Origin of the sequence: Bacillus sp. FSL K6-4563, assembly GCF_038630405.1 — a bacterium.
Lineage (GTDB): Bacteria > Bacillota > Bacilli > Bacillales > Bacillaceae > Bacillus > Bacillus pumilus.
Map to the genome: position 1 here is coordinate 319,354 of NZ_CP152030.1, position 23,959 is coordinate 343,312.

General features: G+C 43.6%; 22 protein-coding genes. 19 read left to right on the top strand and 3 right to left on the bottom strand.

Annotated features, from left to right (window positions below; all coding sequences use genetic code 11):
* Nucleotide 1: 1 nt before the first annotated feature.
* Nucleotides 2–1,624: an L-lactate permease gene (locus tag MHH54_RS01770; RefSeq protein WP_003216990.1), complete on the top strand. Its 1,623-nt coding sequence runs from the start codon at nt 2–4 to the stop codon at nt 1,622–1,624.
* A 238-nt stretch (nt 1,625–1,862) separates the two neighbouring features.
* Here the strand turns inward: MHH54_RS01770 and MHH54_RS01775 are convergent, their stop codons facing one another.
* Complete coding sequence (locus MHH54_RS01775) at nt 1,863–2,852, bottom strand: LacI family DNA-binding transcriptional regulator (protein WP_106029641.1); 990 nt, start codon at nt 2,850–2,852, stop codon at nt 1,863–1,865.
* A 109-nt stretch (nt 2,853–2,961) separates the two neighbouring features.
* Here MHH54_RS01775 and MHH54_RS01780 point away from each other — a divergent pair, with 109 nt between their 5' ends.
* From MHH54_RS01780 to MHH54_RS01810, 7 genes are all read left to right on the top strand, one after another.
* Nucleotides 2,962–4,287, top strand: coding sequence for a DegT/DnrJ/EryC1/StrS family aminotransferase (locus MHH54_RS01780; RefSeq protein ID WP_342500600.1), 1,326 nt, complete (start codon nt 2,962–2,964; stop codon nt 4,285–4,287).
* Nucleotides 4,262–5,128, top strand: a complete 867-nt coding sequence (locus MHH54_RS01785) for an HAD-IIB family hydrolase (protein WP_003217257.1) — start codon at nt 4,262–4,264, stop codon at nt 5,126–5,128. The genes MHH54_RS01780 and MHH54_RS01785 overlap by 26 nt, the downstream gene beginning before the upstream one ends.
* Complete coding sequence (locus MHH54_RS01790; RefSeq protein ID WP_342500601.1) at nt 5,125–6,171, top strand: Gfo/Idh/MocA family oxidoreductase; 1,047 nt, start codon at nt 5,125–5,127, stop codon at nt 6,169–6,171. The genes MHH54_RS01785 and MHH54_RS01790 overlap by 4 nt, the downstream gene beginning before the upstream one ends.
* 54 nt (nt 6,172–6,225) lie before the next feature.
* Nucleotides 6,226–7,413: an MFS transporter gene (locus MHH54_RS01795; protein WP_003216903.1), complete on the top strand. Its 1,188-nt coding sequence runs from the start codon at nt 6,226–6,228 to the stop codon at nt 7,411–7,413.
* A gap of 112 nt (nt 7,414–7,525) precedes the next feature.
* Nucleotides 7,526–8,155, top strand: coding sequence for a LysE family translocator (locus MHH54_RS01800; RefSeq protein ID WP_003217164.1), 630 nt, complete (start codon nt 7,526–7,528; stop codon nt 8,153–8,155).
* 102 nt (nt 8,156–8,257) lie between these two features.
* Nucleotides 8,258–8,641 (top strand): UPF0715 family protein, encoded by a 384-nt coding sequence (locus MHH54_RS01805; RefSeq protein WP_003216904.1) that lies wholly within the window; start codon nt 8,258–8,260, stop codon nt 8,639–8,641.
* A gap of 179 nt (nt 8,642–8,820) precedes the next feature.
* A complete protein-coding gene (locus MHH54_RS01810; RefSeq protein ID WP_003216950.1) occupies nt 8,821–9,579 on the top strand; it encodes a YqcI/YcgG family protein in 759 nt (252 codons plus the stop codon).
* Here MHH54_RS01810 and MHH54_RS01815 read toward each other — a convergent pair.
* A complete protein-coding gene (locus MHH54_RS01815; RefSeq protein WP_003217176.1) occupies nt 9,574–10,926 on the bottom strand; it encodes an amino acid permease in 1,353 nt (450 codons plus the stop codon). The genes MHH54_RS01810 and MHH54_RS01815 overlap by 6 nt on opposite strands.
* Before the next feature lie 79 nt (nt 10,927–11,005).
* Here MHH54_RS01815 and MHH54_RS01820 point away from each other — a divergent pair, with 79 nt between their 5' ends.
* The 9 genes from MHH54_RS01820 (at nt 11,006) to MHH54_RS01860 (ending at nt 20,899) form a co-directional block, all read left to right on the top strand.
* Nucleotides 11,006–11,602: an urea carboxylase-associated family protein gene (locus MHH54_RS01820; RefSeq protein ID WP_003217259.1), complete on the top strand. Its 597-nt coding sequence runs from the start codon at nt 11,006–11,008 to the stop codon at nt 11,600–11,602.
* Between the two features lie 194 nt (nt 11,603–11,796).
* A complete protein-coding gene (nadE, locus tag MHH54_RS01825) occupies nt 11,797–12,618 on the top strand; it encodes an ammonia-dependent NAD(+) synthetase (RefSeq protein WP_050943271.1) in 822 nt (273 codons plus the stop codon).
* A 320-nt stretch (nt 12,619–12,938) separates the two neighbouring features.
* Complete coding sequence (locus tag MHH54_RS01830) at nt 12,939–13,796, top strand: citryl-CoA lyase (RefSeq protein ID WP_342500602.1); 858 nt, start codon at nt 12,939–12,941, stop codon at nt 13,794–13,796.
* The gene (locus MHH54_RS01835; RefSeq protein ID WP_050943270.1) at nt 13,793–15,226 is read left to right on the top strand and encodes an aldehyde dehydrogenase family protein; all 1,434 of its coding nucleotides are present in this window, start codon (nt 13,793–13,795) and stop codon (nt 15,224–15,226) included. The genes MHH54_RS01830 and MHH54_RS01835 overlap by 4 nt, the downstream gene beginning before the upstream one ends.
* Nucleotides 15,227–15,235: 9 nt before the next feature.
* On the top strand, nt 15,236–16,012 hold the full coding sequence (gene aroD, locus MHH54_RS01840; protein WP_342500603.1) for a type I 3-dehydroquinate dehydratase: 777 nt from the start codon (nt 15,236–15,238) through the stop codon (nt 16,010–16,012).
* A gap of 34 nt (nt 16,013–16,046) precedes the next feature.
* Nucleotides 16,047–17,807: a thiamine pyrophosphate-binding protein gene (locus MHH54_RS01845; protein ID WP_310025938.1), complete on the top strand. Its 1,761-nt coding sequence runs from the start codon at nt 16,047–16,049 to the stop codon at nt 17,805–17,807.
* 22 nt (nt 17,808–17,829) lie between these two features.
* On the top strand, nt 17,830–18,210 hold the full coding sequence (locus MHH54_RS01850) for a cupin domain-containing protein (RefSeq protein ID WP_003216877.1): 381 nt from the start codon (nt 17,830–17,832) through the stop codon (nt 18,208–18,210).
* Nucleotides 18,211–18,334: 124 nt separating this feature from the next.
* Nucleotides 18,335–19,537 carry a CoA transferase gene (locus MHH54_RS01855; RefSeq protein ID WP_080984713.1) on the top strand — a complete coding sequence of 401 codons (1,203 nt, stop codon included), beginning with the start codon at nt 18,335–18,337 and terminating at the stop codon, nt 19,535–19,537.
* Between the two features lie 45 nt (nt 19,538–19,582).
* Entirely contained in the window at nt 19,583–20,899 is a 1,317-nt protein-coding gene (locus MHH54_RS01860) for an MFS transporter (RefSeq protein ID WP_106035954.1), read from the top strand.
* A gap of 40 nt (nt 20,900–20,939) precedes the next feature.
* Here MHH54_RS01860 and MHH54_RS01865 read toward each other — a convergent pair whose 3' ends face one another.
* Nucleotides 20,940–22,298 (bottom strand): hypothetical protein, encoded by a 1,359-nt coding sequence (locus MHH54_RS01865; protein ID WP_342500604.1) that lies wholly within the window; start codon nt 22,296–22,298, stop codon nt 20,940–20,942.
* Between the two features lie 148 nt (nt 22,299–22,446).
* On the opposite strand from MHH54_RS01865, the gene MHH54_RS01870 reads away from it, so the two are divergent.
* Together MHH54_RS01870 and MHH54_RS01875 are read left to right on the top strand one after the other, a co-directional pair.
* On the top strand, nt 22,447–23,220 hold the full coding sequence (locus MHH54_RS01870; protein ID WP_106035952.1) for an IclR family transcriptional regulator: 774 nt from the start codon (nt 22,447–22,449) through the stop codon (nt 23,218–23,220).
* 85 nt (nt 23,221–23,305) lie between these two features.
* Nucleotides 23,306–23,863, top strand: coding sequence for a shikimate kinase (locus MHH54_RS01875; RefSeq protein ID WP_050943259.1), 558 nt, complete (start codon nt 23,306–23,308; stop codon nt 23,861–23,863).
* Nucleotides 23,864–23,959 lie beyond the last annotated feature (96 nt).

The window sequence follows — 23,959 nt, forward strand, 5'->3', positions numbered from 1 at the left end:
TATGTGGCAGCAAATATATAATCCGTTTGGTAATGAGTTCGTGAGTGCATTGGTAGCAATGCTTCCAATTTTGTTTTTCCTACTTGCATTAACCGTATTTAAGTTAAAAGGTGTTTTAGCCGCTTGTTTTACCTTAATCGTCAGCTTTGTAACAGCGGTTTTCTTCTTTCATATGCCAATTGAAAAGGCATTATCTGCTGTGCTGCTCGGTATATCTAATGGGCTGTGGCCGATTGGATATATCGTCATCATGGCGGTGTGGCTCTATAAAATTGCTGTGAAATCTGGTAAATTCGATGTTATTCGTTCTAGTATTGCAGGAATCTCTCAAGATCAACGTCTTCAGCTCTTATTAATTGGTTTTAGTTTTAACGCATTTTTAGAGGGAGCCGCTGGGTTTGGTGTACCGATTGCGATTAGTGCCGCTCTCTTAACAGAGCTTGGGTTTAAACCGCTGAAAGCTGCGATGCTCTGCTTAATTGCCAATGCTGCGTCTGGCGCATTTGGTGCTGTGGGTATCCCAGTCATTACAGGGGCGCAAATGGGCAATATGACGCCGCTTGCATTATCTCAAACCCTTGTGTTTACGATTCCGTTTATTTCATTCTGTATTCCGTTCCTACTCATTCTCATTGTGGACGGATTCAAAGGGATTAAAGAAACGCTCCCTGCCTTGCTTGTTGTGAGTGGAAGCTATGCCATTTTGCAAGCTGTCACAATGGTGACAATGGGTCCTGAGCTTGCCAATATTATTTCAGCTTTAGCAAGTATGGGGATTTTGGCTTTATTTCTTCGAAAATGGCAGCCGAAACATATTTATCGTGAAGAAGGGGCACCAGACATTGAACAGAAACAAACATATCGCGGCGTTGAAGTGCTGAAAGCATGGTCTCCATTCTATATTTTAACTGCCGTGATTACGGTATGGAGTCTGCCAGCATTTAAAGCATTGTTTGCTGTAGGAGGCCCGTTCAACTGGACAACCATTTTAGTAAAAATGCCATTTTTGCATCAGCAAATTGTAAAATTACCACCAATTGCACAAACAGCAACACCTATTGATGCGATCTTTAAAATTGATGTGATCAGTGCAACGGGTACTGCCATTCTGATTGCGGTGATGCTGACAGGTTTGTTTAGCAGACATATTACATTAACAGAAGGCGCTGCCTGCTTAAAAGCATCAGTGAAAGAGCTTTGGGTACCAGTTCTCACTATTTGTTTTGTCATGGGCTTTGCCAACTTGGCGAACTTCGCTGGACTAAGTTCAGCCATTGGGCTTGCACTTGCCAAAACAGGCGATTTGTTCCCGCTTGTCAGCCCAGTGCTTGGCTGGATCGGGGTGTTTATTACAGGATCTGTCGTGAGTAACAACGCCTTATTCGGTAACCTTCAAGCAGTTACTGCTTCTCAAATCGGCTCTCAAGCAGGTTTGTTAATCGGAGCAAATACAACAGGCGGGGTCATGGCGAAATTAATTTCTCCACAATCTATCGCCATTGCTACAGCAGCAGTTGGAGAAACAGGTAAAGAATCTGAGCTCTTCCAAAAGACTGTGAAGTACAGCTTCATCCTGCTCGGCATAGTGTGTGTATGGACATTCATTCTTGCTCAATTTATATAGGTTTAAAAAAAGACTGAGACAGCTCTCAGTCACAGCGTGTAGACAAACCTTCGCATTCTTTGTCAGGCCTGTGCTCCGGTGCTCACGAATGTCAAATTCGCTCCGCTCCGTTGCTCGTCCTTCCTAGACTGCAAAGGTTTTCTATCACGCTGAAAAAAGGAAAACAAAGGGCTAAAATAAAGATCATTTTAGCCCTTTGTCACCAAAAAAGACTGAGACAGCTCTTAGTCTTTTTTGTTTATGTCGATTCCCTTGTAACGAGCCGGGTAGGCAGCTGGATATGTTCACGCTGTAATGGTTTTTGGTCTTGCAGGATCTCGATTATTTGCTGCACAGACCGCTGGCCAAGCTCTACGATCGGGATGTCGATTGTGGTGATCGTTGGAGCCGTCACCTCGCAAATATCTTGATTGTCATAGCCAATCACCGCTAGATCCTTAGGAATGTGATAACCATATGAAATGGCCTGTTTAATGAGTCCTGCTGCGACTTGATCATTACCGGTGAAAATGGCATCAGGTGCATTCTTCATGTCATGGATGACATCCATTAAGCGAAAACCGTCTTCAATGGTGAAGGCCTCGCCGAACAGCCAATCGTCATGCAGCGGCAAGCCGTGTGCAGAAAGAGCATCGAGATAGCCCTGTTTCCTTTGTTTCTGTGCTTCACTGCTTTCTGTATCAAAGCAAAACCCGATCGATTTCCGCCCCGACTGAATCAAGTAGTCAACTGCTTTATAGGCAGCTTCCCGCTCATCGTATCCAATAATCGGGATGTCTGCTGTTTGATGATATTCATTCGCCATGACAATAGGGCCGTTCGTTAAAAATGGCTCGATCTTTTCCCACGGATTTTCTAATGCCCCTAATATGACCCCATCTACTTCTCTTCTTTTTAATAATTGAAGCCCTTCAAGCTCTAATGATTCCTGATAAAACGTCTGAAGCACGATGGCTTTATAGCCTTGATCCAGTGCTTCTTTTGAAATTCCTTTAATGAATTGTGCAAAAAAAGGATGGTCCACAGCCGGGACAGACACAGCAATGGTTTTTGTCTGATGTGAACGAAGGGTGCGAGCCGCTGAACTCGGTGTATATTCCATTTCTTTCATCACCTGTAAAATGAGCTGGCGCTTTTCCTCTGACACATATGGATGATGATTCAGCACTCTGGAAACGGTGGTGGTTGAAACCCCGCAGCGTTTGGCAATTTCATAAATTGTACACATATTAACAAATCCTTTACACAAAGTTATTGTTCTGAAATCGATAACATCATTTACAATGTGAAACAAGTTAAATATTAACAAATGGAATTGATTAATTGGAGGGAATGGAATGCAAATATTGACGAAGATATCAGGTAAAAGCAAGGATTATCTTCCTTTGCTGGATATGATCAATCAAGGTGTTCAAGTAAAGTCTGATTCAGTTGAGAAGCACCTAGCAAATGAAAAGCTGGTGACGTTCCTCGAGCAAGATATAGGGCACACAGGATTGGAAAAAATTCTCTTCCATTATAAACAAAATAAGGAAAAAAAGATACCGTTTCTGCCAGTTGATAAACTGATTTCAGAGGATGAAATCGATGATATTATGCAGGTGCTGAAAGAAGTATTGAGTTCTGGCCGTTTTACTTCAGGGCCATATATCCCGGCGTTTGAAAAGCAGCTCGCTGAGTACTTAGGGAAGAAATATGTCATTGCCACGTCAAGTGGAACAGATGCCCTAATGATCAGCCTTATATCAGCAGGTGTCACTCCAGGAGATGAGGTCATTTTGCCAGCGAATAGCTTTGCTGCAACAGAAAATGCAGTGCTTGCGATTGGTGCTGTTCCAGTCTATGCCGATATTGATCCAGATACTTACTGCTTGGCACCGAGTGAAATAGAGAAGCATATCACAGATCAAACGGCATGCATTCTTCCGGTTCATTTATATGGAAAACAAGCGGATATGAAGGCCATTTCGGCGATTGCAAAAAAGCATGGGCTAAAAATCATTGAAGATGGCTGTCAGGCGATCGGGAGCACTGGCCTTGGAGCATATGGAGATGGGCTTGTTCTCAGCTTTAATCCATACAAAAATCTTGGTGTCTGCGGCAAGGCCGGAGCCATCGCGACAAATGATGAAGCCTTAGCGGAAAAATGCATGGAGATCAGCTATCACGGCTTTGAAGTAGGAAAGAAAAATGTCAAACGCAGTGACTATGGCTTTAATTCGAAAATTGATAATTTGCAGGCAGCGATCGGACTCGAACGTATGAAGTATTTAGGATTACAAAACTTTAAACGTTTCTACTTAGCAAAGCGATACATTGACCAGCTACAAACGCTTGAGGAAGAAGGATACTTGAAGCTTCCGAAGCTAACGGATGATCACGTCTGGCATCTGTTCCCGATTAGAGTGATGAAGGGAGAGCGAGATGAGCTTGCAGCAAAATTGCTGAAAATGGGCATAGAAACAGATGTTTATTACCCGATTCTATCGCATCAGCATCAAACAAATCTTGTTTCTCAAAAGTATAAACAAACGACACTTTCACAAACGGAAAAAGCAGCACAGGAATTACTTCACTTGCCGCTGTATCCAGGCATGCCGCTGCAAGATCAGGAGAAGGTCATCGAGGGGGTTCATCATGTTATCAAGTCTTCCATTCAATAAAAAGCTGCTGAATCAGCCGGATAATCCGAAGTGGATCGTCTTCTGTGACTTTGATGAAACCTATTATTCTCACAAAATGACCGATGAGCAGAGAGAGGATGTCAAGCGGCTGGAAGCCTTTGTGGCAGAAAAGAGTGAAGCAGGACAGCTCATGCTTGGCTGGGTCACGGGAAGTAGCCTCGATTCTGTCACAAGTAAAATGGAAACAGGCGGTTTTTATCAATTCCCGCATTTTATTGCGTCGAACTTAGGGACTGAGATTGTGTATACATCGGATGCTCGTTTTGGACAGCCAGATGCGGAGTGGATGAAGCGGCTGGATGCACAGGGCTTCTCAGATGAAAAAATTGAAGACATCCTCGAAACCATACGTGAAAAGGGAATTCATCTCAGACCGCAAACGCAGCTGGGCAGCTCAGGGTATAAGAAGAATTTCTATTATCAGGAGCAGGATGAACGGACAGATCTTCATCATCTATCATTCATCCAAACACTTGCCAAAGAGCGCGGGGTGGCGGTCAACATCAACAAATGCAATCCGCTTGCAGGAGACCCTGCTGATTGCTATGATGTCGATTTTTTACCAGTCGGCACAGGAAAGGATGAAATTGTCCGCTTTATGCTGAACCAATATGATTTATCGAAAGATCAAGGCTTTGCCTTTGGAGATAGTGGGAACGATTTGCGGATGCTTCAATCCGTCACGCATGGTTTTCTCGTCCAAAATGCGACGGCCGAAGCCAAGCGGCACCATCATCAAATTTGTCATCATGGGTATGCAAAAGGAATCTATGAAACACTGAAAACAGTGATGTATAAACATGAGGAGGCACATTCATGAAGAAAATTGGAATTGTTGGAGCAGGGAATATTGCAAAAGCACATGCAAGAGCATTATCAACAATCAAAGGTGCAGAGTTATCCGGTGTCTATGATTTACACGAGTCAGTTGCACAAGGATTCATTAAACAGTATGGCGGACGCGTGTATTCAAGTATCGAAACTTTAGCAGATGCATCTGACGGGTTGATCATTGCCTCCCCTAATTTTTGTCACAAAGACCATGCCCTTCAGGCACTAAGAGAAGGACAGCCCATTTTATGTGAAAAGCCGATGGCTGTGTCGCTGAAGGAAGCGGAGGAAATGGTGGAGACAGCCAAACAGTTCCAGGTTCAAGCCAGTATGGGCTTTAACTATCGTTACTTATCCTTTGTGAATATTTTGAAGAACTTGATTACCAATGGTGAATTAGGCCGGATTTTGACTGTCAGGACTCATTTTAAGAAAAACAGTGCCCTCAGAAGAAAGACATTTTCATGGAGAGACAGCAGTGAGAGTCTGCGTACGAGCGGTGCATTAGGGGATCTGGGCATTCATTTAATTGATATGCTGTGGTACTTATTTGGCAGTGACATGAAGAAAGAATCACTTAATACGAAGATGCTGACACATGTAAAGGAAAAAGAAGAGAAAAAGGTGCAGGTGGATGATCATACCGAAATTTTCGGTCAGATGGAGAATCAAGTGTTCTTTCACTTGGTCACATCCAAAAGCACGCAGCCTGAGGAATGCGGATTTAGTGTTGAAGTCGTTGGTCATGACAAGGTATTCAAATACCATACGAACATGAAAAACGAATACGAGATCAGTGATGGCTTGTGTGTGGAGCGTCATCAAATGCCGCAAACCTTGCTGACAGATCCGCCAAACGAATTTTACGGATGGTCTGATACGTTCCGTGATCAGCTGATGCACTGGGTGAATACAAATCCATATCCATCTCATATGAAAGTCGCTGATTTTGTAGACGGGTATCGCGCGCAAGCTGCGCTTAATACGTGCTTCGAGAGGGAAGAGGCTGTCGAGTCTGCCCAGGCATATTAAAGAGGTGGAGCGGAGGATGTTAAAACTCCGCTCCTTTTTAGAGGAAGTGAAAAGATGAAAAAAGTATTTTATTTTGGCTGTGTCTTTTATTTTTTTATTGGGACCATTCATGTGTTTTTTGGCAGCTTAACTCCTTATTTACTGTCTAGTTACGATAAGGGTCCTGGGGAATTATCTTCTTTAATCTTTTTTCAGTTTATTGGTTTTTTGACAGGGGTTCTGTTATCCCCCATCCTTGTGAGGAAAAAAGGCTACGGCGCTGTTCTGACCATGGGTCTTTTGCTGATGATCGGGTCACTTCTGCTTGGGCTTTTGGTTCCTGGCTGGTCAACACTTGTGCTGGCAGGTTTTTTTCTTGGGAGCGGGGCAGGCAGTCTTGAGACAACAGCCGGAGCGTATGTGATTTCGATGGCAAACAGTGCGAAGCGAATCAGCATCATGGAGGTCTTCTTTGGGTTAGGAGCACTGTTATTTCCACTTGTGATTTTACTAACTGTCAATGAACAGACGTGGCACTATGTGTTTTTATTTCAAGTCGGTGCACTGACATTCTTCCTTATGCTCTGGCTTACCTTCATGAACAAATTGCCTAGTGGACAGATGACTGCTCCTTCCAATGGGGTAAGAAAACCGTCCTTACTTGTTGATCGAAACAATCGAATCATTGTGGTGATCATGATTTGCTTTGCCTTTTTCTACGCAGGGATTGAAACGAACTTTGCGAACTTTTTGCCGTCGATCATGCTGGAGAAGGGAGGAGACAATTGGGGTCTCTTTGCGGTCTCTACCTTTTGGACAGCGATCGTCATTGGCAGAACTGTCATTGCGAGAAAAGCTGATAAGTTGCACCCGCTGCGTTTTTTAAAGCTAAGCGCAGCACTCATGATTCTGCTGCTCGTTGTATTTGCCCTGACAACCCACATCGCCGCGCAGCTGCTTCTCATCTTTTTCATCGGTCTGTGTGCAGCTGGTATGTTCCCAATCGCACTGACTGCATCTGCATTAATGATTGAAAATGCGATCGACGAGGCGACGAGTTACTTTATTGCAGCCGCAAGTTTAGGCGGAGCCTGCTTGTCCTTCTTGATCGGCTTTAGTCTTGAATGGGCAGGAGCAGCAAGTGCCGTCTTTGTTTTCGCCTTCTTAGCTGTTCTTCTGTTTGCAGCTGCGATTCAAATGAAACGTGCTACGAAAAAGGAAACGGTCCTGCCGCAACAATCGGCGCTGAAAGCCGATCGATAAGCAATACCCGATGCTCCCTTGAGTCCGCCTGAAAAGATGACAAAGGACTTGTACTAAACCATAGAACGTTTGAATAATATGTACAAGTCAGCATCAAAAGGAGGACGTCTATGTGGCGGTGTTTTTTGGTTATATCTTTTTAGGGTTGTCACTTTCAGCGCCTGTTGGGCCAGTCAATGCAGCTCAAATCGACAGAGGGATTAAAAGTGGATTTTGGCACGCGTGGATTTTTGGTGTGGGGGCAATGGCTGCGGATATTGTCTATATGCTCCTCATCTATTTTGGTGTCGCCCAGCTTTTGACCGCACCTCTTGTGAAAACTTTTTTGTGGCTATTCGGCTTTTTTGTTTTGACCTATACCGGCATTGAGAGCCTACGTAAAATCAATTTGCAGGAGAGCCCGAAAAAGGATGTTGGAAACACTTCGATGGGTCAGTCATTTATGACGGGGTTTTTCATTTCTCTTTCCAATCCGCTCAGTATTTTATTTTGGCTTGGTATCTACGGCAGTATTTTGGCCAATACGATCGAAAAGTATGGGGCATCTCAAATGCTGATGTACAGCTTGGCTATTTTTATCGGCATGTTGATCTGGGATTTCAGCATGGCGCTGCTTGCTAGTTCGTTTAGGCGCTATTTAAGTGAACGTGTCTTACATGGCTTATCCGTGCTTGCAGGCTTATCTTTACTTGGTTTCGGCGCTTATTTCGGGTATCAAGGGATCATGGCGTTGATTGGGTAGAAAAGCAGACTCATGTCAGTCTGCTTTTTTTTGTAAGGATTGACAGACATAACACATTCTTGAATAATGGTGAGATATAAAATGGATTCAAGGAGCTTTGCCATGCGTATTTTTCTTCCAGTATTCAACTATTTGTGCATGCTGATCTTATCAGTCATCACAGCAACATTCGTATATACCATGCTATTTATCCCGACTGAATCAGGCTTTGGTTATGTGGAGATGACAAGTCTGCTGATTTTAATCGCTTATGTAGTGTTTGCTGCACCGATTCAGCTTGTTTTACACAGGCATCCTAGAAGGTTTCGAGGCCGTGACTTACTTGTTTATTTTCTTGCGGCGTGGGTGATTTGCTCTGCGTTAGCGTTATGGATTGATTATGGACTGGTTGTGTTCATTAGCTACAAAGTCTATCTGTTTAGCTTTTGCTCAGCCCTCATTTATTGGGTGCTCGATTCTGTCTTTTTGATGAAGAACCGATCATAGGGAAGATACAAAAGCGCTCTATTAAAAGAAGCAGCATGGAGTGAAAGACGCACATACATGCTGAATTTGAATGAGAACATCCACCTCTGGAATGCGCAAGGAAAGTCGCTTAGGGACAGTCACCACAGCCTTTTTTTCTCATAGGCTATGGAGAAGACGCTAAAACGAGGTGGAAGGAAATGGCCCAGTTGTATGCAAAAAGTTGCCTTGATCAAAATCTACGATCACTAGAAGAATGGAAGCAGGATGCTTTTACGCTATTTGGAGAGATGGTAGGAGATGAGGCAGATACATTCCCTTGTGTCCCAGGAAGACAGGGATTTTTTCTCGATCATTTACGCTATGGGTTTGTGGGTGATCCGAGAAAAGAGGAAGCTGTTGAGGAATTAGCGCAGCTGCTGAGAGAATATCAAAGCTGTGCGAAAGAAACGGGTCAATATGCTTCATTTATATGCTTTTTTGAAACACCGCAGGATTTAAAGGAAAGTTCGCTTGAAGAGCTTGAGCAGCAGTTTTGGTCATTGCTTCAACGACTGCACCAGAAAGATGAAGTGCCATGGCCTGAGGATATTCCGCTAGATGCTCATCATCATGAGTGGGAGTATTGCTTTCACGGGGAAGCGTATTTTATTTTATGCTCCACACCGGCTCATAAGCTCAGAAAAAGCCGCCACTTTCCTTATGTCTTAATGGCATTTCAGCCTAGATGGGTGTTTGAGAAATTGAATGGATCGACTAAGTTTGGTCAAAAAATGAGCCAGCTCGTTCGCAAGCGGCTCAAAGCGTATGATGAGGTCGGCGTTCATCCATCATTAAAATGGTACGGTGATCCGACCAATCATGAATGGAAGCAATACTTTCTCCCAGATGAAGAGGCGGAGAAACCAGCCTCCGCCAAATGTCCTTTTACTGCATTAAGAAACATGATGAAATTATGATGCGGTCTGATCCTGCTGCTTCCACTTTTTCCTCATAAATAGCACCATGATGGCAATCACTGCAATGATCCCAAGGCTGATAAAAAAGCCAGGTCGTCCGCTTGCCTCTGTTAAAGTGCCTGAAATGGCGGCTCCAATCAGGAGAAGTGCAAGAAACATTTCGCACGTTTGGCGAGTGGATGGCTTTGATAGCTTTTTACTTGAGAACAGAATGAAGACCCACGTGTACAGAAGGGTAAGGCCGGCTGCTGTTGTGAGGTGCTCGTAGATGTGTTTGGACAAAAAGAGCGCAAGCAAAATCGAGACAATTAATCCAGCAGCAGTTAAGATAATCGAAGACCATCTGACATGAGATGGGTCTTTTTGTTTAAAACAAGCAGGTGCATCTTGATGCTCTGACATCGTGCCAAGCAGCGTCGTGACTGCATAGAGAGAGGCAACCAATGTCGAAAAGCCGGCAATAATGAAAATGCCATTAAAGATATGAAGAAAGATCGATAAATGAAATGGCTCTAATGATGTAATAAAGGGACTGCTGTTCTCATTAAAGGCTGTCACTGGGACAAGCAAGAGAGCAAGTCCAATTGAGACGATATAGATGACCGCTAGAATGATCAGCATGACGCGTCCAGACTTTGCTGCATCCTTCGGGTCCTTTAAATGAACCGCCATCAGCCCCATGACTTCAATTCCCCCAAATGCATAAAACGCGTAAATCAATCCATTCCAAAGACCAAGCGGACCGAGCGGCATCCATTCGTGATCTTTGTTTGGGAGGTGAAGGGTTGGTTTATGATCTGTCAGAATCCCGAATAACACAAGCACAGCAAGGATCATAAATAGAAAAATCGCCGCTGTCTTCAGTACCGCAAGGACATTTTCTGTCTTTTGAAAAGAAGAGAGCCCTATGATAATCACGAGCAGGGCAAGAGCGGAATAAATTGCAGAAAACACCCAGAGCGGCACAGATGGAAACCAGTGGCGGGTAAAAAGAGAAATCGCTGTTAACTGACTTCCTGTAATCAGCATTTCTGCGAACCAATACACCCAGCCATTGCTAAACCCTGCCCAGCGTCCATATGCTTTACGAGCATAGGAACAAAATGACCCTTTATCAGGATTATCGGCTGTCATCGCAGCCAAATGTTTAAAGACGAGATAGGTTCCAACCGCAGCAAGTAAAAAAGAAATGCAGACGGAAAAACCGGACTTTGTAATGGCAATGCTGGAACCAAGGAAGAAACCAGTGCCAATCGTACAGCCGACTCCGATGAGAGAAAGCTGCCACCAAGATAAAGTTTGTTCTTCTTTCAATGCATGCGCAACACCTTTCTGTTTCAATGACATTAGCTTGTGACCGCCTCTTTTTTTTATACATGATCAAGAGGACGTTTTGGGCATACTGTCAAGGAAAGGAGTGTATGTGATGAACGGAGAATATGTCATTTTACCAAAGGGCAGACTGGGCTTTCGTTTAGGAAAAGGCCAATGTATGCGGGTGGTTGATGTTGAAGGCCAGCAAGTAGCAGATGTCATGGCCTATCACGAAAAGGATTTTTATGAAAAATTTGACCAAGGCGCGACAATGGACAGCCTATTTTCGTCCAAAGTGAAAAAAGGCGATAAGCTCTATTCTAATTTATACAAACCGATGTTTACGGTCATTGAAGATACAGTCGAGTGCCATGATTTATATATGCCCGCCTGCCGGCAAGAAATGTACCAGCTTTTATACGGACGGACGCATTTAGAGGTCATGCATACATGCTACGATAATTTAAGGACTGCCTTTGAACCATTTGGGATTCCGAAGGAGGATATGTACTATCCTTTTAATGCCTTTATGAATACAGTCATTGATGAAAAAGGAAAGCTGTCTGTGGAGCTGCCAAAATCTCTTCCCGGTGATTACATTCGTCTGCGAGCTGAAATGGATCTCATTGTGGCCGTATCCGCATGCCCTGCTGATATTGGGAAGTGTAATGGCGCAAGCTGTACATCTATACGGGTAGAAATTGATTGAAAAAAAGGCCAGTCCTTATAGACAGGGTCTTTTTCATTTGTGAATGTTTGATCATTGATGAAATAGGGGAACGTCTTACAAAATGTTCTTCTTGAAAACATGGTATAATGAAGATTCAAAAAACGTTGTCAAATCAATGAATTCAGAGTAAAACCTGTTCTCTTCATGTAGAGGATGCTTAGGAGGAAAAGTGTATGAGTTTGCAAAAAAAGATCAGCCAAGAGTTGCATGTGCAGCCCTCAATTGACCCGAAGCAGGAGATTGAAAAACGGGTTGGATTTTTAAAGGACTACTTGAAAAAAACCGGCGCGAAAGGATTCGTTCTCGGCATTAGCGGCGGACAGGATTCAACGCTCGCTGGCCGTCTTGCACAGCTCGCTGCATCTGAACTGCGTCAAGAAGGAAAGGAAGAGGTAGTCTTTATTGCGGTGCGTCTCCCGCATGGCGTGCAGCAGGATGAAGATGATGCCCAGCTCGCTTTATCATTTATTCAGCCGGACAAGTCGTGGAAATATGATATTGCGCCTGCCGTGACGGCATTCAGTGAACAATATCAAAAAGACACAGGCGGACCGTTGTCTGATTTTAATAAAGGGAATGTCAAAGCACGCATGCGAATGATCGCGCAATATGCTGTTGGAGGAGAAGAAGGATTACTTGTCATTGGTACAGATCATGCAGCCGAAGCAGTCACTGGGTTTTTCACGAAATATGGTGACGGCGGTGCAGACGTTCTCCCGCTCACAGGTCTGACGAAACGCCAAGGCCGGACACTGCTAGAAGCGCTGCAAGCACCAGAGCGCCTATACTTAAAGAAACCGACAGCCGATCTGCTTGATGACAAACCTCAGCAAACGGATGAAACAGAACTAGGCATTACGTACAATGAAATTGATGATTACTTAGAAGGTAAGCCCGTGTCAGAACAAGCAGCAGAAGCGATTGAAAAGCGCTATGTTCAATCAGAGCATAAACGCCAAGTACCCGCTTCCATGTTTGATGACTGGTGGAAATAAAAAAGCGACCTCTCCAGTAGACGGAGAGGTTTTTTTATGTTGAATTTTTAAATGGGTTTGACAAAATAACCAAAAATTCATTAAATTAGTAGAACGATCTACTCAAGTCCATTTAACTAAATAAAGATTTTTTTGATCAAAAAAAGCAAGCATAATTAGTTCGATTCACTTAATTTCACTGCTATTTACAGTATTTTCAGAAAAAATGATTGACGAAGAAAAAGAATGCGCTTACAATGAAACCACATTCCGAAAAGTGAAATTAGATTCCACTGAATGGAATAAAGGGGTGGTTCACCTCCAAATAAGAAGCTAAAGGAATGATTGACACAATGAAAAATCGAAGTGCACTGGAAATCTACAAAGAGGGAGGAGCTTGGTGGGAAACTGAGATTAGTCATATTCAAAAAAATTCAATTGAACTTCGAGGTTATCCGATTGAAGAACTGATTGGCGAACTGTCGTATCCACAAATGCTTTATTTACTGCTTGTTGGTGAATTATTGGATGATTCAAAAGCAGCTCTTTTTGAAAGTGTTCTTGTCGCAGGCGCGGACCATGGACCAAGAGCGCCATCTATTGCAGCTGCCAGAATGGCGGTGACTTGCGGCATTTCGTTTAATTCCTCTGTTGCAACAGGGGTGAATTTATTAGGTGATATTCATGGCGGAGCCGGAGAGAAGGCCATGCGTATGTTATACGAAGCCAAAGCGATCTACGATGATCAAAAGGATATACAGTCTGCGGCCAAGCAAGTATGTCACACATGGTTAACTCGCAAGGAAAAAATCCCGGGGATCGGCCATCAGCTTCATGATGATGATCCGAGGGTTAGATGTCTATATGAGCTAAGTCACACATATGTCCAGCAAGGTCTTATCAGTGGGATATATTTACGGTTAGCCGAAGCGATTAGACATGAGCTTGAACACCTGAAAGGGAAGAAAATCACGATGAATATAGACGGTGTATCTGCTGCAATCCAATGTGAATTAAACATTCCAGCAGAAGCAGCAAAAGGCATTTTTTCCTTATCCAGAGGAATGGGCATCGTGGCGCATGCATATGAGGAGCTGACAAAGGGAGCCCTCGTGAAGGGACCTTGTCCAAACGAAGAAAGATTGGTTCGTTATGCAGGACATGGAACGCGGCACTTGAAGGAGGGAGAGAAAATTTGAGCAGTTTGAAAGCGTTATCATATATAAACGGCGAGTGGATGGATACCGATCGTGTGAAAACAGATATCATCAATCCTTACTCAGGAGAAAGGATCGGTACATCATATCTCGCCTCATCAGAAGACATAGAACAGGCACTTTCTATTGCGCAGCATGCTAAAAAACAAATAGCGGGAATATCGGCAATCGAACGCTCAAAGCTTCTAACGAAAGCAGCCACCTTGCTTGAAGAACAAAAAGACCATTTCGCAAAACTGATTTCGTTAGAATTAGGCAAACCGCTTAAAAATACAAGAGATGAAGTCTCACGATCAATCGAGACGCTAGCGCAGTCGGCGGAAGAAGCAAATCGATTAGTAGGTGAGACCATTCCAGGCAATGTATCATCGCGTGGGCAGGGAGCAATGGCCATGACATTTAAAATACCAGTCGGAGTTGTGCTGGCGATTACTCCTTTTAATGCACCGCTCAACTTAATTTGTCACAAAGTTGGTCCAGCTTTTGCGGGAGGGAATGTCATTATTTTGAAGCCTGCACCGCAAACATCAGCTGTTGCTACAGCGTTTGTCAAACTCCTTCTCGAAGCAGGGTTCCCTGAGGCAAGTTTGCAGCTTGTGATTGGCGGGGTCGAGGCTGGGAAACAGTTAGTCACTGATGAAAGAACGAATCTCATCTCTTTTACCGGTGGGGCTGCCGGAGGAGAGCATATTACAACCTCTGCGGGATTAAAAAAAGTATTGCTCGAACTCGGAGGGAATGGCGCGACGATTGTTCATCACGATGCTGATATTGAACAAGCCGCATCCCTTTGTGCCAAGACAGGCTTTAGTAATTCTGGTCAAAGCTGTATTTCTGTTCAAAGAATTTATGTCCACCAGGAAATAATGCCGTCGTTTACTGAGGTATTAAAACAAAAAGTAGAGCAGCTTGTCGTTGGAGATCCGCTGTCCAGTGAGAGTGATATCGGCTGTATGGTCGATGCACAGGCCGCGCAGCGTGTTGAGACATGGATACAAGAGGCAGAGAGTATGGGGGCACAGCTTTTATGTGGGGGAAAAAGAAATGGAGCGAGCATCACACCGGCTATTTTGCTGAACCCTCCGAAACAGGCCAAGGTCGTCTGTGAGGAAGTATTCGGCCCAGTTGTCAGCATTCTCCCTTATGCGGAGCTGGAGGAGGCAATTAAAGAAGCAAATGATAGTCGATATGGTTTGCAGGCAGGGATCTTTACGAATCAGCTGGATGTTGCGTTACACGCAGCAAAAGAGCTTGAAACTGGCGGTGTTGTCATCAATGGGACATCAAATTTTAGACTGGATCATTGGCCTTATGGAGGAATTAAGCGAAGTGGTCTTGGAAGAGAAGGTCCGCGTTTCGCTATTGAGGAGATGACCGAAACCAAAATGATCGTGCTTCCACAGGGTCTGTGAAAGGGGCGTTTGGATGTGAATGCATTTCAGCAAAAGGTAAAAAGTGTGCAGACAGGCGGTCAGCCAATGATTTGTACGCCGCTCATCGGGCAAACAAAGGAAGAATTGTTTCATGAGGTCGAGGTATTAACTGAGAAGAAGCCTGATGTGATAGAGTGGCGGGCGGATTTTTTTCATCACCTTCATGACAAGGAACAAGTCATAGAAACCCTTAAGGGAATGGTAGAAAAGGCAAAGGGCATACCATTTTTATTCACCATCCGCTCTGAAAAGGAGGGCGGCGAAAGTATATCACTCTCAGAAAATGAGAAGGTTTCTCTGCTTGTCGAGCTTTGTTCCACACAGCTTGTGGACGCCGTTGATTATGAATTGATGCATGATGTGACACATTTACAGCAAGTCAGTCAGGCGGCTAAAAGTAATGGGGTCACCTTAATTGTGTCGTATCACGATTTCCAGCGTACCCCTGAGTTGGATCGTCTCGTGCAGCTATTCGTCAATGCAGAATCAGTCGGCGCCGACATCGCAAAGATTGCAGTGATGCCGCATTCCTATGAGGATGCATTAACACTGCTCTCTGCGACCAGCCATGCGAACAAGCAGCTGTCGATTCCCGTTATTTCGATGGCAATGGGGGAATATGGGGCTTTTACAAGAATGGTTGGTGGACTTTTTGGATCTGTCATGACCTTTGCTGTAGGGAAAGAAAGCTCAGCTCCCGGGCAAGTGGCAATACAGGATTTGAACAGCGTTCTACCTATTGTTTTTCAAAGAATAAGAGAGTAGCAGATTCATAGCTGCACCGTGAGAGGAGAGAAACATGAAGAAGAATATTTCTACACAGGTTATTCAGTATTTAGAGAATCGGGGAGTCGAGCATATTTTTGGTCTCTGCGGTCATACGAATATTGCTTTTTTATCAGCGCTTGAAAAAAGCTCGATTCAATTTGTAAATGTCAGACATGAACAGATAGCGGCACATGCAGCAGATGGTTATGCGCGAGCAAAGAAACAGACAGCTGTTGTTCTCAGTCATCTAGGTCCTGGACTCACCAATGCGGCAACAGGGGTAGCGAATGCAGCACTTGATTCCATTCCAATGGTTGTCATTGCAGGAGATGTCCCGAGTCATTACTACGGAAAGCACCCACATCAAGAGATCAATCTTCATTCCGATGCCTCTCAATACGAAATTTACCGGCCGTTTGTGAAAAGAGCATGGCGAGTCGATATTCCAGAATTATTTCCAGAGATTTTATCAAAAGCATTTCAGTTAGCTGAAAGCGGCCGTCCTGGCCCAGTGCTGATATCTGTTCCAATGGATGTGTTCTCAAAAGACCTAGATGTGTCCCTGTTTGAACAAATCAACCATCATACACACACCATTGAAAAGCCTTCAATTGATGATCAAACGGCCAATCGGATATTAGATCGATTGCTGCAGGCAGAAAGGCCGCTTTTATATGTAGGGGGAGGCATTTTACTAGCTGACGCAGCTGAAGAATTAAAGGCATTCTCTGATCATCTAAGTATCCCTGTCGCCCATTCTTTGATGGGGAAAGGAGCCATGCCAGATGATCACCCAATGACCCTTGGAATGACAGGATTTTGGGGGACAAAATTTATCAATGATCAGTGCAAAGCGGCGGACTATATATTGGCTTTAGGCACCCGTTTTGCTGAAGCTGATGCGAGTTCGTGGGAATCAGAATATACGTTCCGTTTCCCATCAACCAAGCTCATTCATATTGACATTGATCCGAATGAAATTGGACGTAACTATCCTGTTGACATTGGAGCAGTAGCTGATCTGAAGCAGGCCTTGACTGTACTCAATCGAGTGGCGAGAGAAAGACTGCCAGAAGGGCTGAATCGACCTGAATTGAAAAAGGAAATTGCGGCATATCGTAAGGAGTTTCAGGCGAGCAACCTGACGAACATTCAAGATGAATCCTTCCCAATGAAGCCGCAGCGTATTTTGCAGGAAGTGCGAGAAGTATTACCGCCAGATGCCTTTATTACAACGGATGTTGGCTGGAATAAAAATGGGGTCGGACAGCAATTTCCTGTGCTCACGCCAGGGACCATTCTAACACCAGGCGGCTTTGCAACGATGGGATTTGGAGCACCTGCCGCACTTGGGGCAAAGATTGCCCAGCCTGACCGTGTCGTTGTGTCACTCGTTGGGGACGGCGGATTCGGTCAAAATCCATCCGTTCTCGCAACAGCCGTTGAAGAGAACATTCCTGTTGTGTGGATTGTGATGAATAACAGTGCGTTTGGAACAATAGCTGGCTTGCAAATGGCGCACTATGAAACGACGTACGGTACTGTTTTCAGAAAAGGTGGAGAAAGCTATTCTCCGGATTTTGCTGCCATTGCAAGAGGTTATGGGATGAAGGGGATTAAAATCACCTCTGCTTCTGAATTCAAAGAAGCTTTAGCTGAAGCAATTGCATCTCAAGAGCCTTGCGTCATCGATGTAGCAATGAAAAATGATCCTGTCCCTACGGATGGACATTGGAATATTAATGATATTTATTCACCAAATTCAAAGCGCTCACATGTCAGCGTGAATTAAACATAACGAGGAGGAAGTAACAATGAAAATTAAAGTATTGAATCCGTTTCAAGATGGGAACCCATTATGGTTAGGTTTAGATCATCCAGAGGAGCAAATGATTCGAAAGGTATTTCAAACCATTACACCAGATACTGTTGGGTCAGAGCATATGATGGCAGGTCTCACCATTTTTGAACCGGGAGAAGCAAGTTCAGTGCACAATCACCCAGGTTCAGAGGAATTTGATTATGTGATTAAAGGATCTGGCGAAGTCATTTGTGATGGAGAAAGGCAGTCCTTTAAACAAAATGATTTCATGTTCATTCCAGACGGTGTCTCGCACCAGCATGTAAATACAGGAGATGAACCTTTATGGCTGATTTGGCTTTACACACCGCAAGGGCAGCTTCCGAAGGATTAACAAACTGCTCCGGTAAGCCCTCCTTTTGAATCATCAGGGTCTTCCGGGTCAATCAGAAAGATGACAAGGGCTAAAATAGAAAGTTATTTAGCCCTTCATCACTTGAATGAAAGGGAGTCAAGCAATGAATATGAATACACCGCTCGAAGGAATGAAAATATTAGACGTCTCTACGATGATCGCTGCACCCTATGGCGCGGTGCTTCTAGGGGATTTTGGTGCAGAGGTCATCAAAGTCGAGATTCCTGGTAAAGGCGATACGCTGCGGCATGTTGGCCCTTTTGCAGAAGGTGAACCACTTAGATGGTCAGGTCTCTCACGGAATAAGAAATCTCTAACACTGGATCTGCACAAAGACGAAGCAAAAGACATTTTTAAAAAGCTTGCAGGTCAGGTCGATGTGTTGATTGAAAATTTTCGCCCTGGAACTCTCGAAAAATGGGGCGTGGGGTACGACGTATTAAAAGAAATCAACCCTCAATTAATTATGATTCGTGTATCGGGTTATGGACAAACGGGTCCGTTTAAGGACAAGGCCGGATTTGGAACACCTGCGACGGCGTTTAGCGGATTTACATATATTCAAGGGTTTCCAGACCGGCATCCAGTCAGTCCTTCCTTTTCTTTAACTGATTATATTGCAGGCATATATGTGGCGTTTGCTACTGTGACAGCGATGTATTACAGAGATACACATTCAGAAGGAACTGGGCAAATGGTGGATTTGGCCCTCTATGAATCTGTGTTTCGTATGTTAGAATTTTTGGTTGCAGAATATGACAAGCTTGGGAAGGTGCGTGAGCGTTCACCGGGGTTAAGCGGTCATTCAAGCCCTGCCGGCACCTATGTGACAAAGGATGGGCATTATTTGGTTCTTGTGACGAGTACGGATTCGACCTTCAATCGATTGGCAGAGGCGATGAATCGATTAGATTTATTAGAGAATGAAAAATTCGCGGTCAATGCATCTAGGCTGAAGCATAACAAAGAGATGGATGCGATCGTCTCTCAATGGATCGCGTCGAAAACAAGGGATGACGTATTAGAAATTCTAGATACTCATGGCGTTCCTGTGAGCCCAATTTTAAGTATTCAGGATATTTTCGAGCATCCGCAATTTAAAGCACGAGAGAATATCGTCGAGGTACATCACCCCCGTCTTGGAAAAGTAAAGGTGCCCGGAATCATTCCGAAATTTGAAAAAACACCCGGAAGTATCCGGCACATTGCACCTGATTTAGGCGAACATAATTATGAGATTTTAACAAATATGCTTGGTTTAACAGAAGAAGAGTGTAAACAATTGGAAGAAAAAGGGGTTATTTAAGACGCTCAACCGAATCGCACGCTGCGGAAACAAAGGAGGATGGTTATGAAAGTGCATTCAGAACTGAAGGGGAATGAATTGCGGCCCGCTTATATGAAGCCAACGAAAGCCCGTTTTGGCATATTGATTCTGTTGTTTTTTATTACCGCCATTAATTATATTGATCGAGCCAGTGTATCCATTGTTGCACCTGCTATTCAATCTTCATTGCAATTAAATCCTGCCTTATTAGGCCTCATTTTTTCAGCATTTAGCTGGACATATACAGCGATGCAAATACCAGGCGGTTTTATTCTCGATAAATTTGGCTCAAAGGTAACGTATGGGATATCACTCATTACCTGGTCTATTTTCACAGGCCTGCAGGCGTTTGCGAACAGCTTTGCTTTTTTATTCGGCTGTCGTTTGTTTATTGGAATTACAGAATCTCCCGCATTTCCTGCGAATAACCGCATTGTCACCACATGGTTTCCAAGGCGGGAACGGGCTTTTGCGACAGGTGTTTATACTGCTGGAGAGTATGTGGGTCTTGCATTTGCGACACCTCTTCTTTTTTGGATCATGACGACTTTCGATTGGAGAACCGTCTTTATTACGGCAGGTGCGCTCGGTATCATATTTGCTTTCTTTTGGTACAAGTATTATCACGAACCGAAAGAGCATCCGAAGATGAATGAAGAGGAGTTAGAATTGATTCGGCAAGGCGATGGACTGACAGTAGCATCACAGGGGAAGCTGAAATGGGCAGACTTTGCCGCCCTTCTAAAATACCGTAAATTGATTGGGCTCTATATTGGTCAATTCTCTGTAGCGTCTACACTTTTTTTCTTTTTAACATGGTTTCCGACCTATTTAGCAGAGGCGAAAAATATGGCATTTCTTAAGGTAGGTTTTGCGGCTTCTCTTCCTTATATTGCTGCATTCTTTGGGGTATTGTTTGGAGGTTATGTGTCTGATTGGCTGCTTAAAAAGGGCGTATCCGTTAATGTAGCGAGGAAGCTGCCGGTAGTGGTTGGCTTGCTTCTGACGAGTAGCATTGTTTTAGCGAACTTTACAACGAATATTCCGCTTGTGCTGACCATTTTATCCATCGCTTCATTTGCACAAGGACTGTCTAATATCTCTTGGACGATGCTGTCTGAAGTGGCACCAAGGGAAATGGTTGGGCTGGCTGGCGGTGTATTTAACTTTTTTGCTAATTTAGCTGGGATCATCACTCCGCTTATTATCGGATTCATCGTGTCGGCGACAGGCTCATACAACGGGGGTATTTTATTCGTCAGTTTAGTCGCATTAGGCGGGGCATTGTCGTACATTTTTATCGTAGGGAAAATTGAACGTATTCAATTAAAACCAGAGTGAGAAAGCAAAAGAGAACTCAAACCAAGTTGAGTTCTCTTTTTTATGAATAAAAGATAATAGTGATGATCGTTGCACATGCGATACCCATGCTGATATAAAAGCCAGCAAACCATATATTCCAGCGAGTGATACGGTAAGGGTTGACCTTCATCAAATCAGCTAACAGGGAGACAGAAACATTAAAAGGACTAAACATGACAGTTGATGTTCCAGCAACGATCAGCATGATGGCAATGGGAAGAGCAGGAAGTTCTTGGATGACAGGTGCCATCATGCTGACTAACAAAGCAAGCGAGACGAGCGGGTGAAAACCGCAAAGAGCGGTGATCAGAAAATATAACCCAATGACACAATAAACCAAAATGGCATCGTCTGATATACTGACAATAAATGCTTGAATCGGCTGCATACTGTTGGTGGCAAGCAGCATATCGACAAAGAAGCCAGCACTTAAAAATAGACACATATAGTTGGAGAGCTGACGGGTTTTTTCTTTCCAATGAGGGACAGAGACGGCGATATATTGTTTTCTTTTTTTGATGACAGAAGAGAATAATAGAGCAAATGGAATAATGGTTAGCACAACAGCGAATAAATAGCCTTTCCCAATCCATGCATCGACAAGTGAGACGGCAGTCATAAAACTCAGCAGCATGAAAGCAAGCTGAAGGGTTTTTCGCTTAATTCGACGAGGATTGGAGTTTGTTTCTGTGGACTGAATGATGTTTGGGAATCGTTTGCTTTGACGAGAGAAGAGCATCCAATCTGTCGCCAGCACGATGACCATTAAACCAAAAGTAACGGGTGCGATTTGATAATATTTGAGTTTGGTTGCATCAATGGTGACGCTTACGAGCACTTCAACAGGGCTCCAGCTTAAACATAATGCATATGACCTTAAAAGGTTGCGTGTATAAAGATGTTGTTTCACTTGTTCTTTTAGAGAATCCAGCGACGGTTTGAGCGATGTATATAGTAAGGGGATCGTTGCGATATTTAAAAACATGCCAAGAATATGAGTGACAAATGAACTCTTGCGATAAAGCTGGTTTGTGCTCGTTGTATGCAGTGTGAGTAGTTTATTTAATTGTGTATCGAAATGTCCAACATGTATGAGAGAATGAATAAAAGGCAGCATGAAAAATAGAGAAAGCAAGCCTAGCATGGAATGAAAGTGAAGAAAAAAAGTGTGCAATGGCTCGTCGGATAAGAAGAATAAGAACAAGCCAATCATGAGAAACATACCACCTGTTTTCAAATAAAGGCCACTTGCTTTCTTAAAAGAAATGATGAGCGAAGTAGCGGCCAGCAGACCAACAAAATAGGAGAGTATGGGAGCGGGAAATAGTTGATGAACAATATATAGGCTAATAAGAAGTGTAAAAATGAGCAAGTACATTCAAATATCTCCTCCATCAAACCTCTCCAATCGTTTTTATTCCGACTGGTGGAATTTGTTTTCTTTTAGTGGAGCGTTTAAAATGGATTATAGCAAAATCGATCGTTTATGTCGATAAGAAATCAAAGGGGAAAAGGAGAAACTGAACATGGCTGATAAGAAGTCAAAAGAAGAATCAGGACTGCGCACAGTTCAGCGCGCTTTGGATATTCTTTATTGTTTTAGTGAAGAACGTCAAGAGCTGACGCTAACGGATATTTCAAAAGAGATGAATTTAGCAATGTCTACTACAACGAGACTGCTCAAGGCACTTGAAATGAATCATTTTGTGGAAAAGAATCCAGACACAATGAAATACCGATTGGGTCAAAGACTTTATCTCCTTGGATACATTGCAGGAAAGTCCATTAAATTGAGAGAACTGGCTAAACCACTCATGTACGCACTTCGTGATGAAACAAAAGAAACCGTCAACCTGTATGTACTGGATGCAACAAGCAGGGTTTGTATTGAACAGGCGGAAGGGCTGCAATCGATTCGACATCTTGTCAAGGTTGGTGAGAAGCTGCCGTTATACGCAGGTGCAGGCGGAAAGGTATTATTGGCATTTCAAAGTGAAGAATTTCAACAAAAAGTATTAGCGTCTGAGGCTGATCATGTGATGAGAGATGACTGGCAAAAGGAATGTAAACATATTCTTGACACGTATACTTCTTGCAGCATCGATGAACGAGAGGTAGGATCTGCGGCAGTAGCGGCACCAGTCTTTAACATTCATGGGGAAGTGAAGGCTTGTTTATCCATATCTGGTCCAACCCAACGGTTTACTGAAGAAGTCATTCCCCAGCTGCAGCAAAAAGTGAAAGAACAGGCACAGAGGCTTTCTGAACAGCTCGGCTACGTCGTCAAACACAATTTTTAAGATTGCCTATCTTTTCGCGCTCCATTTATCATATAATAGAAACATTATGTAGCATTCCTTGTCGTAAGGAGGACGTGTCACGATCATGAAAATCAATAGAGAAATCCCTGTAAGACAGCGGAATATTGTTCTCATTGGCTTTATGGGTGTTGGGAAAACAACCATTGGTCAGCTAGTTGCCAAAAAGCTATATCGAGATTTTATTGATGTCGATCAGGAGATTGAGAAAAAATACAACATGACGATTCCAGAGATGTTTCAGCAAAAAGGAGAAGCATTCTTCAGACAGGCTGAAAAGGATTATATCGTCGATTTATGCGAACATACACAACTCAAGATCGTCTCACTTGGAGGCGGTGCATTCAAACAGGAAGAAATCAAACGTGCCTGCTTGAAGCATTGTACGGTTCTTTTCCTTGACCTATCTTGGGAGAATTGGAAGCAGCGACTTGATATATTAATTGAAAACCGTCCTGTTCTTCACAACCGGTCGCTTGATGAAATGAAAGAGCTGTTTGAAGAACGCCGGGAGATTTATTCTCTTCATAACTCCAGGGTGGAAACAGATCATTTAGAGGCTGAGGAAGTCGCCAATTATATTGTGGACACACTCAAGCTTGGCTGGGATTTATATTCGAAATAAAAAAAGTCTACCGTTTAGGGTAGACTCAGATTGTTGACAAAGGGCTAAAATGATCTTTATTTTAGCCCTTTGTCTTCTTTCTTTTCAGCGTGATAG